10 protein-coding genes are annotated in these 10,649 nt (G+C 41.2%); 8 read left to right on the plus strand and 2 right to left on the minus strand.

The annotated features are described in order from the left end of the window. Positions 1-30: 30 nt before the first annotated feature. Positions 31-540: an isoprenylcysteine carboxyl methyltransferase family protein gene (locus tag ACERC6_RS07195; protein ID WP_373628362.1), complete on the plus strand. Its 510-nt coding sequence runs from the start codon at positions 31-33 to the stop codon at positions 538-540. 58 nt (positions 541-598) lie between these two features. Continuing rightward, a complete protein-coding gene (locus tag ACERC6_RS07200) occupies positions 599-931 on the plus strand; it encodes a hypothetical protein (RefSeq protein ID WP_373628363.1) in 333 nt (110 codons plus the stop codon). Between the two features lie 473 nt (positions 932-1,404). Here ACERC6_RS07200 and ACERC6_RS07205 read toward each other — a convergent pair whose 3' ends face one another. Beyond that, positions 1,405-1,668 (minus strand): hypothetical protein, encoded by a 264-nt coding sequence (locus ACERC6_RS07205; RefSeq protein WP_373628364.1) that lies wholly within the window; start codon positions 1,666-1,668, stop codon positions 1,405-1,407. Between the two features lie 124 nt (positions 1,669-1,792). Next, complete coding sequence (locus ACERC6_RS07210) at positions 1,793-2,038, minus strand: hypothetical protein (RefSeq protein WP_373628365.1); 246 nt, start codon at positions 2,036-2,038, stop codon at positions 1,793-1,795. 1,372 nt (positions 2,039-3,410) lie between these two features. On the opposite strand from ACERC6_RS07210, the gene nuoE reads away from it, so the two are divergent. Genes nuoE through nuoJ form a run of 6 tightly spaced genes read left to right on the plus strand, consistent with a single transcriptional unit; the run spans position 3,411 to position 10,643 of the window. After that, positions 3,411-3,920 carry an NADH-quinone oxidoreductase subunit NuoE gene (gene nuoE / locus ACERC6_RS07215; RefSeq protein ID WP_284673048.1) on the plus strand — a complete coding sequence of 170 codons (510 nt, stop codon included), beginning with the start codon at positions 3,411-3,413 and terminating at the stop codon, positions 3,918-3,920. Next, the gene (locus ACERC6_RS07220) at positions 3,917-5,365 is read left to right on the plus strand and encodes an NADH-quinone oxidoreductase subunit F (RefSeq protein ID WP_373628366.1); all 1,449 of its coding nucleotides are present in this window, start codon (positions 3,917-3,919) and stop codon (positions 5,363-5,365) included. The genes nuoE and ACERC6_RS07220 overlap by 4 nt, the downstream gene beginning before the upstream one ends. Then, positions 5,365-8,481: an NADH-quinone oxidoreductase subunit NuoG gene (nuoG, locus tag ACERC6_RS07225; RefSeq protein ID WP_373628367.1), complete on the plus strand. Its 3,117-nt coding sequence runs from the start codon at positions 5,365-5,367 to the stop codon at positions 8,479-8,481. The genes ACERC6_RS07220 and nuoG overlap by 1 nt, the downstream gene beginning before the upstream one ends. Before the next feature lie 45 nt (positions 8,482-8,526). Continuing rightward, entirely contained in the window at positions 8,527-9,510 is a 984-nt protein-coding gene (gene nuoH, locus ACERC6_RS07230) for an NADH-quinone oxidoreductase subunit NuoH (protein ID WP_373628441.1), read from the plus strand. Continuing rightward, the gene (gene nuoI, locus ACERC6_RS07235; protein ID WP_284673045.1) at positions 9,511-10,059 is read left to right on the plus strand and encodes an NADH-quinone oxidoreductase subunit NuoI; all 549 of its coding nucleotides are present in this window, start codon (positions 9,511-9,513) and stop codon (positions 10,057-10,059) included. It begins immediately after the preceding gene. Next, positions 10,056-10,643, plus strand: a complete 588-nt coding sequence (gene nuoJ / locus ACERC6_RS07240) for an NADH-quinone oxidoreductase subunit J (protein WP_284673044.1) — start codon at positions 10,056-10,058, stop codon at positions 10,641-10,643. The genes nuoI and nuoJ overlap by 4 nt, the downstream gene beginning before the upstream one ends. The last annotated feature ends 6 nt before the right edge of the window (positions 10,644-10,649 follow it).

Raw genomic sequence — 10,649 nt, forward strand, 5'->3', positions numbered from 1 at the left:
TCATGACTTTAAATTATTTAGGGGTTGGGTGTGTTATTAATTTTTTGTTTTTTTCTTGCATTCTTTATTGTGCGTTTGGCGTTTTTAAAAATATCAATCAATAATGAGAAAAAGTTGGTTGCATTGGGTGCAAAGCAAGTTGGAGAAAGAAATTCAAAGGTTTTGGCTGCGGCACATATCTTGTATTACTTTACTGCCTTATGGAGTGCGTATTATTATCAAGTGCAGTTTGATGTGGTATCTGCGTTAGGGGTGTTGATTGTTACTTTGTCTTTATTTGTCTTGTATTATATCATCAAGCAGTTGGGCGATATTTGGACTGTGAAAGTATATATCTTGCCGAATCATACCATCAATCACTCTTGGATTTTTAGAACTTTTAAGCACCCAAATTATTTTTTAAATATTATCCCTGAACTGATTGGTATTGCGTTGTTATGTCAGGCGTGGTGGGTCTTGGTTGTGGGTTTACCTATTTATGGAGTTATCTTGGCCATCAGAATACATCAAGAACAAACAGCGATGCAACATCTGTTTTGATGGGCGTGCTACTCTTTGATGATGACAATCTTAAAAGAAGATGATTGTAAGGAACACTATGCATCAACCAATTTTACCCAAGATGTTTTATTACGGCTTTCCTGTTGTTTTATTAACCACTTGCGATGAACATGGTGCGTCTAATATCACGCCCATTTTGTCCAGTTGGTGCTTGGGTGATAATGTGGTGATTGGACTTGGGACACAAGGCAAGGCATTTGAAAATTTGAGTGTTTGTGCAGAGGTGGTATTCAATTTGCCCGATGAAACACTTTGGCAAAAAATAGAAAATATCGCTCCTACAACCGCCAAAAACCCTATACCTGATTTTCAAAAGTCGGAATATCAATTTTGTGATGATAAATTTAAAAAAGGGTGGGTTTACAGCTGAAAATTCATCAAAGTAAAGCCATCTCGTATCAAAGAATGCCCATTACAAGCTGAATCAAAAGTAATCCATATCAGTAAAAGAGATGGTTATGCCATTATTGAATTAAAAATTTTGCAGGTTCATGCTTGTGAGAAGCTGATAATGGATGATCATAAAATTGACCCTGCCAAATGGTAACCATTGATTTATAATTTTCGTCATTATCAGGGTGTGGGCAAAACTTTGGGTAAAAACTTTCGTGCAGAAGAGTGAGTTGTTGACTGGTTGGGGTAAGGTTGGTTTAAAACACTGAACAAATCTTTTCAACCTCATCAAGGTGGTATATGCCAATCTTAGATAATGCGATTATTTGTTTGGCTACGGCTTATTTAAAAAGCATGGATGTCGCTATTGCACTATGATGGATAAAAAATCATCACAATACAATAGCGATAATTGAACGGAATTTGACTGGATTTTGAGCTTTTGGGTGTTTAAAAATAATGATTTAATTGAACGCCCACTTCATAAGTTGAGTTGGAGGGTTTGTCAAAAGGTATGCCATAAAACATCACTTCTTCTGAATCAGGCACTTTCCAGAATCTTACAAAAGGACCAAATTCAACTTGTCTTTTGTCATTGAGTTTATAGTTTAGTAGTACGCTACTTTGCACCCCAACCCCACCTTTTTGTTTCATGGGGATGGTATGTTCGCCGATGATTGAATATTGTTTTGCTCGGATGATTGGGTTAATCATCAAATCGGCTTTATAAGCCATCTTTGAATTAATGTCGTCCGAGAGACTAGCACCAAGTTGTAAAAAACTGCTCTATTGATTCGTAAATAACCCAAGGCGTTTTGACTGGTGCTTAAATGATCTTTTAAAAAACGAGATGATACACCGGCCGTAAGACCGACTTTTTGGTTGTGGGTAGATTTAGGTAGTGTGTATAATTGATGCCAATTTGACCACTAGAACGCTTTTGATCGTTCATTCTTAAAGAGCTGAATTCTTGATTTTGCAAGGTTCCGACATAATCACTTTTCCCTAGCGAATACCTGCCAAATACTGAAATGGCGTCTTGACGATTGGTGATGTATGATACCTTGCTGGTTAAAGATAGCATTTTTGCATCTTCTTGTATGAAAGGCATACCGTCTGAAGTTTCTTTATATCTCTCAAAATAGGTTTCTAATCCAACAGAAACATCAATATTATCAGAATTTGCATTGGGCAAAACTTGGTAATAGTAGAATGCTTGATAGGCAAATTGAGCGTAACATCATAATACAATCCATAAAAAAGTCCTTTTGTATTAATTTATCTTTTCTGTAATTATTTGTCAGTAAAAACTTTCACGAAAATTAACCAAAATAAAAATAATAGTCAGCTATTATTTTTTTGTTTATGATCATGCTTTTTTATTTAAGGTTTATACATAAATTCCTTACTTGCTCATTTTAAAACATCGAATTAACAAAAACTTGCCTTGAATACGATGGGCTATGTTGTACTTGAACCAATCTGTCATGTACAATGCATTACTCATGCCAACAATAAATCTGGCAGTGCATGATACACAAAAGATGTTTGGTTCTTAAGTTTTAAAATTTTGTTTTTTGTGTCGGTAATAAAGGCAAACAGTTTTTTTGCTATAAATGACTTTTTTGTTATATAATAATCAGTTGTTTAATAACTAAATGAAAGTTGTGTACTTAATGGTTTTGTCTGGTGAATGTCATGACTGTGCGTGATATTTTTGAATGCTGTTTGGTGTGTTGAAGTTTTTGATCGCTTTTAATCGCCATATCAAACCTATCAAGGATACCAAACGAATTTAAAACCATTATATAGGATATTCAACCTAAGTTATGGAAGATGAGTCTATAAAAAAGACGATTTGAAATATTTTTTGGAAAATTTGTTGCCAAGTGTAACAAGTTGGGCATGATGGACTTTGCAAAACAATGAGTGCGTGATTATCTCCCAACGCTTTGCACACTAAGAAATATCAAGGAAATGCCCAGATGGGGTGTGATTTGTTGCGTTAAGATTGTATGATAAAAAGAAGGAATTGCTAATTTTGGCTTTGGGAGCTTTAAGATAATCTGTTATTCAAATTAATTTGACAAGCAAAAATAAGCTAGGTGAATGGACGATGGATTGCCAAAGTTATTTTATAAAGTTGCTCCAACCATCTAAAAAACCAAAAAGATTTCATGATGAGACCATAACTAGGCTTTAAAAAAGAGCCAAATATTGGCTAATACTATTTATTTTTTTGAAAATGCAGGGATTGGCTATGATTGGATGATGATGAACGACTAAGTTTATAAATCCCTAAGAGATTCCCTAAAAAATCGTGTATAATATGCACCGCAAAATTTATTAACCCAAATACATCTTACCAATGTGGTTTTTGGTTAATAAATTGAGTTGGTTAATTAAAAAACAAACTTAGCGAGCCGTCAAAACAGCAAGCAAATTAAGGTAACTTTATGAAAATAGTAACCGATAAAACCCCCAAAGTCGCCATTGAGACGATTTTAACGCCAGCAGAGATTGACGGCATTCATCATCATATTCATCACTACCCCCAACCGAGAGCTGCAGTGCTTGATGCCTTAAAATTGGTGCAAAAACGCAACGGCTGGGTCGATGATGCACAAGTTACCGCCATTGCCAACATGCTAGATATTGCCGTGAGCGATGTCGAGGGTGTGGCAACTTTTTTTAACCGCATCTATCGCCAACCTGTTGGTCGCCATGTCATTCTACTGTGCGATAGCATCGCTTGTTATCTAAACGGTTTTGAAAGCGTAGAAGCTGAGCTTAAAAGACAGCTTGGTATTGACTATGGACAGACCACGCCTGACGGACGCTTTACTTTACTGCCTATTTGTTGTTTGGGTAATTGTGATAAATCCCCTGCGGTTTTGATTGATGAAGACACTTACGGCCCTATTCAAGCACACGAAGTTGCTGAGTTATTGGAGCAATATCAATGAACTACAATAATATCAATAACAAAGCCGACTTGCAAAGTCAGATTACTGCTCGCCAAAATGGACTTGCTCCTAGTCAATTAAACCGCCAAAAGATTCCTATTTGGGGGGTAGGGTTGGCAGATGGTCAAGCACCGACTTGCAAGACGCACCCTTTGACATGGCGACTGTATCATCATGATGCGGTACTAAAACTGGCAGATTATCTATCACTAAAAGGCTTTGATGGCTTAAAAATTGCTTTATCAAAAACCCCACAAGAAGTGGGTGAGATGATAAAAAACGCCAATGTGCGTGGTCGTGGTGGAGCGGGTTTTAATGCAGGACTGAAATGGACTTTCATGACACCTCCTGATGGTGGTGTGCGATATCTTATTTGTAATGCTGATGAGATGGAACCTGGCACTTTTAAAGACCGCTTGTTGATGGAACGCTTGCCTTTTCAATTGATTGAAGGGATGTTGATTACTGCCTATGCCATCGGAGCGAGCGTAGGCTATATTTTTATTCGTAGTGAATATTTAATCGCTGTTGAGCGACTACAACAAGCAATTGATGAATGTATTGCTAATGCGTTACTTGGCGATGGCATTCTTGGTACGGCATTTAAGTTTGATTTGCACATTCATACAGGAGCGGGGCGGTATATCTGTGGGGAGGAGACGGCACTGATTAACTGCTTGGAAGGTCGTCGTGCCAATCCACGCACCAAACCTCCGTTTCCGCAAGTATCTGGAGCGTGGGGTCGTCCTACAGTGGTTAATAATGTAGAAACATTAAACAATATGTCTGCCATTATGTTAAATGGGGTGGATTGGTATCTTAATTTACCCAAAGCCAAAGGAAGATCAGATACTCCTGGCACTAAGATTATGGGCGTGTCTGGGCGTGTAAAAGATGCAGGGCTTTGGGAGTTGCCTTTTGGTTATACCGCACGAGAGCTGATTGAATTGGCTGGTGGTATGCAAGAGGGGCTTAGATTAAAGGCGTGGCTACCGGGTGGAGCAAGTACCGATTTTTTGACCGCAAGTGATGAACATCTTGATCTTGTGATGGATTTTGACCCCATTATGAAAGCTGGCAGTCGCTTGGGAACTTGTCTGATGATGGTGGTGGACGAAACCCAAGATATGGTGAGTTTATCCAAAAACTTACAAAAATTTTTCCAACGAGAATCTTGTGGTTGGTGTACGCCTTGTCGTGATGGCTTGCCTTGGGGTGTTAAAATTCTTGATGACATGGATAAAGGTCAAGGGCAAGATGGCGATATTGAAAAATTAACCGAGTTGACCCGTGATTTGTGGCTTGGCAAAACCTTTTGTGCACACGCACCAGGAGCGATGGAGCCTTTAATGAGTGCCTTAAAATATTTTCGCTGTGAATTTGAACAAAAAATTGAACAAGTGCATCTGGTCAGCGAATCAGACAATCAGCAAGGGAGCGTGTGATGGCGGTTATTCATATAGACGGCAAAAGCTATGAAGTAGATGGTGCTGACAACCTGCTTTCTGCTTGTTTGTCGCTTGGTATTGATTTGCCATATTTTTGTTATCACCCTGCACTTGGTTCGGTGGGTTCGTGTCGCCAATGTGCAGTCAAGCAGTACAACAATGAAGAAGATTACAAGGCAGGGCGTGGACGACTTGTTATGAGTTGTATGGTTGCACCGACAAATGATATGTACATTTCGGTCGATGACTCTGAATCTAAAGACTTTCGCAAACGCATTGTTGAATATTTAATGACTAACCATCCCCATGATTGCCCAACCTGTGAAGAAGGTGGTCATTGTCATTTACAAGACATGACTTATATGTCAGGGCATCGCCAAAGACGCTATCGCTTCACCAAGCGAGTACACCACAATCAAGATTTGGGGGCGTTTATTAATCATGAGATGAACCGTTGTATTGCCTGTTATCGCTGTGTGCGTTTTTATAGGGATTATGCAGGCGGTACAGATTTTGGTGTCTATGCGTCCAACAACCGTGTTTATTTTGGGCGTGAGGTGGACGGGCAGTTTGAAAGTGAGTTTAGCGGTAATCTTACCGAAGTTTGCCCAACAGGGGTGTTTACTGATAAAACACACTCTGACAGATATAATCGCAAATGGGACATGCAATACGCCCCTAGCATTTGTCAAGGCTGTTCTACAGGCTGTTCTATTTCGGCAGGTGAACGCTATGGCGAGCTAAGACGCATTGAAAACCGCTATAATCCCGATGTTAATGGTTACTTTTTGTGCGACAAAGGTCGGTTTGGTTATGGCTATATCAATCGTGCCGATCGTCCGATGCACCCCCTTAAAAGGGTAGATACAAAATTTGTCAAGACCAGTGCAAATCTTGCTGTTGATGGTGTGGCAAATTTATTAAAAGACAAAAATGTCATTGGTATCGGCTCGGCTAGAGCAAGCCTTGAGAGTAATTTTGCTCTAAAAAAATTGGTCGGAGCGGACAACTATAGCACAGGTGAGCGTGCGGCGGTCAAAGAGGTGGTAAACTTAGGTGTGCAGATTTTACGCCAAGAAAATATCCATCAGGTATCACTTGCTCAGATTGAAACAGCAGATTGTGTATTTATTCTAGGTGAGGATATCACTCAGACAGCAAGTCGTGTTGCATTATCCGTGCGTCAAGCTACCAAAAATAAAGCCAAGCAGATGGCAACGGCACTTCGTACTGAGCATTGGTTGGCAGAACCTGTCAAACGCATTGGTCAAGAAGCCTTTAGTCCTATTTATACTGCCAGTGTGAATGAGACCAAACTTGATGACATTGCTAAGATTGCCACTGTTGCCACGCCAAATGATATCGCTAAGCTAGGATTTATGGTGGGTGATGTTATTAAAGCGTTTGCTGATCGCTTAGAGGAAATCACCGAGCATGAAAATGCCATTTTTGCCAAAGAACAAGACCCAAATTTAGTGATTAATGAGAACATGGCGATGGAGTTTTTGGCTCATCACATCGCTTATGATTTAATCATGGCAAATCGCCCCCTTATCATTTCAGGCACTAGCCTTACTTCTAAGGCGATTTTACAAGCTACTGGCTACATTGCTCAGAATTTAACTGACAAACGAGCTAAAATTGCTCATGTTGAGCGTGAGTTTGTAGAGGTGGAAAATGCTAAAATCCGTGATGAGGTAGAGCGACAGTTTGTTGATCAAGAAAAATCCGCCAAAACTGATGGCGTGCATACGACTGAACGAGACCCAAATGAGTTTGAAAAGACGCTACAATCTCGCCTACTAAAAGTCAATACTTCCTATACTGATAAAACAGGTGTCTATTTGACCATGCCAGAGGCAAATAGCGTGGGTCTAAATCTACTGGGTGGTCAGTCGGTAGAAGAGATACTGGCAGATGATTTTGATGCGGTGATTGTACTTGAGCATGATTTGGCGAATTTGACCCCAAGTCAGCTTGATAAATTAACCCAAAAAACAATGATTGCCTTAGACCATCAGCGTTATGAGTGGCATGATGAGGCGGACTTTATTCTGTCAAGCGGTTCATTTGCCGAGTCTGATGGCACGCTAATCTCAGCAGAAGGTCGAGCAGGACGATTCTTTGCCGCCTATGACAAACACTATTACGACCCAGCTAGTGAGATTAAAGACAGCTGGCGTTGGCTACATGCCTTGGATAATATGTTGCATGCCAAGCAGGGTGAACCTAATTGGTATCATCTAGATGATGTGATTGATGAGCTGGTGGCGGATTATCCACAGCTTGCCCAAATTAAGCAAGCTGCACCAGAGTCTGCCTATCGCATTACAGGGTTAAAAATTGCTCGTGAACCACGCCGTTACTCAGGCCGTACAGCCATGCGTGCACCGATTTCTATTCATGAACCAATGCAGCCTAAGGATAAAGACAGTGCTTTAACTTTCTCAATGGAAGGTTATGTGGGCGATAGAATACCAAGTTCGGTAACGCCTTTTGCGTGGTCGGCTGGTTGGAATTCGCCACAGGCATGGAATAAGCTACAAGATAAAGTTGGTGGGCGATTAAAAGGTGGCGACATCGGTATTCGTCTGTTTGATGAATTGCCTAAGATGCAGATAGTTTTTGAAAAAGTGATGGTTGCTGATAATGTGTCAAGTAGCGTCTTTGATGGGCGTGCGGTGGTTGTGCCTGTAGCCAATCTATTTACTGTATCGCCACTGGTTAGTCGCAGTCCTGTGGTCGCAAGTCAAATCAAGCCTGCTACTTGGTTTATTAGCCGTGAAGATGCTGCCAGATGGATTGTTAAGGCGGGTGATAAATTAACCTTAACTCAGCAGGGAGTGGCGATTACCCTGCCTGTATCGGTGGTGGATTATCTGGCAGAAGGGTGTATTGGTTATCTTGAGGGGATTGTGCCATTTATGGTAGGCTTACCAACCGGTGTTAAAAAGACCGATAAGGACACACCTGTCTATGTGCCACGATATCAGTTGAGTATGAGACGCTTGGCGAATGCTACTAAGGCGAATACAATTTTTGCACCAAAAGCAGGTTTTAATAACACGCCATTTGCTGATACTTGCACAACAACTCAAGAGATGGGGGTATAAATGAGTATCCAAGTAATTGCTGATGTGCCGTCATTTCTAAGTGGTATGTCTTTTGAATTATGGTCGTTCATTTATCTGACCGCACAGACCTTGGCGATTTTTTTGGGGTTGGTGATGGTTGCTGCTTTGATGATTGTCTATGAACGCCGAATGCTTGCTTTATGGCAAGACCGATATGGTCCAAATAGAGTGGGCTGGCAAGGATCGCTACAACTTGTGGCGGATATGTTGAAAATCTTTTTTAAAGAAGATTGGATGCCTGCCTTTGCTGATAAACGACTATTTACCCTAGCACCAGCTATTGCCATGTTTACTGCTTTGGCAAGTTTTGCCATCATTCCGCTATCACCGACACTTGGGGCGGCTAATTGGGATATTGGGTTGTTATTTTTCTTTGCGATGGCAGGTCTTGCGGTATATGCGGTTATGTTTGGTGGCTGGGCATCTGCCAACAAATTTTCGCTACTTGGTGGGCTACGAAGTGCAGCCCAAACCATCAGTTATGAAGTCTTTTTGGGCTTATCCTTGATGGGCGTGGTCTCAATGGCAGGGTCATTTAACCTAAGAGATATTGTGGAAGCTCAAACAACTGTTTGGAATGTCATACCGCAGTTTTTTGGCTTTTTATGCTTTGTGGTGGCAGGTGTGGCGGTAACGCATCGCCATCCATTTGACCAACCAGAAGCTGAACAGGAGCTTGCAGAAGGTTATCATGTTGAGTATTCAGGCATGAAATTTGGTATGTTCTTTATTGGCGAGTATGTCAATGTGGTGGTAATTTCCGCTTTGATGACAACCTTGTTCTTTGGTGGTTGGTTGGCGCCATTTAACCTGAACATTCCATTTATTCCGCCATTTTTTTGGTTTGCGATTAAGACTTTGTTTTTTATGACCTTGTTCGTTTTGGCTCGTGGTTCGCTCATGCGTCCTCGCTACGACCAAGTGATGAATTTTGGTTGGAAGGTGTGTTTGCCTGTAACACTGGTAAATCTATTGGCAACAGCATTTGTGATTTTGATGGTGAATTAAATGTTTACAACTTTAAAAAATGCGGTGGTGGGGATTTTCACCATAGTGCGTTCAATGTGGATGGTAAATTCGCACGCCACTCGTAAGAGAGATACCATTTTATATCCAGAGCAGCCTGTGCCAGTTCCACCTAGATTTCGTGGACGCATTGTCCTAACTCGAGACCCAGATGGCGATGAACGCTGTGTGGCATGTAACCTGTGTGCGGTCGCCTGCCCTGTGGGCTGTATCAGCTTGCAAAAGGCGGAGAGAGAAGATGGTCGCTGGTATCCTGAATTTTTCCGCATCAATTTTAGTCGCTGTGTGTTCTGTGGTATGTGCGAAGAAGCCTGCCCAACCACCGCCATTCAACTGACACCTGATTTTGAGCTTGGGGAGTACAACCGTCAAAATTTGGTCTATGAAAAAGAGCATTTGCTGATTGCCGGTACAGGCAAATATCCGGATTATAACTATTATAGAGTAACAGGTATGGCAACAGACGGCAAACCCAAAGGGTCGCACGAGCGTGAAAGCCAGCCGATTGATGTGCGGAGTCTATTGCCATGATGCAAACATTACAAAGTTTTTTGGCAAATGGCGACATGGTGGGCTTTTATGCCTTATCTCTTGTGGCGTTTTGGGCAAGTCTAAGAGTGGTAACGCAGGTCAATCCTGTGCACGCCATTTTATCAATGATTGTCAGCTTGCTTGCAGTGGCAGGAATTTTCTTTATCATTGGTGCTGCGTTTGCAGGCGTGCTTGAGATGATTGTCTATGCAGGGGCGATTTTGGTTTTGTTTGTATTTGTGATTATGATGCTTAATCTTGGCACGGACAATACGGAAGAAAAATCATGGCTAACTGCCAATGCGTGGGCGACACCGTTACTACTAACTGTGATTATTGCTGGCGTACTGATAAGTTTTATCGTTAGTGGTAAGGACATCATGCTCCAAGATGCCAGTATTAGCATCAAAGATGTGGGCATTAGCCTATTTACCCAATATGTGTTATTGGTGGAAGTGGCGGCGTTTTTATTGCTTGGGGCACTGGTGGCGGCATATCATCTTGGCAAAAAAGCCCTAGATGATGAGAATATCAGCCACACCCAAGAACAAGCCGAGCAAACAAATACAGGAGCAGACTCATGAGTGTTG

It is taken from the genome of Moraxella sp. E33BD (genome assembly GCF_041807865.1).
In the GTDB taxonomy this organism is placed as follows: Bacteria; Pseudomonadota; Gammaproteobacteria; order Pseudomonadales; family Moraxellaceae; genus Moraxella; species Moraxella haemolytica.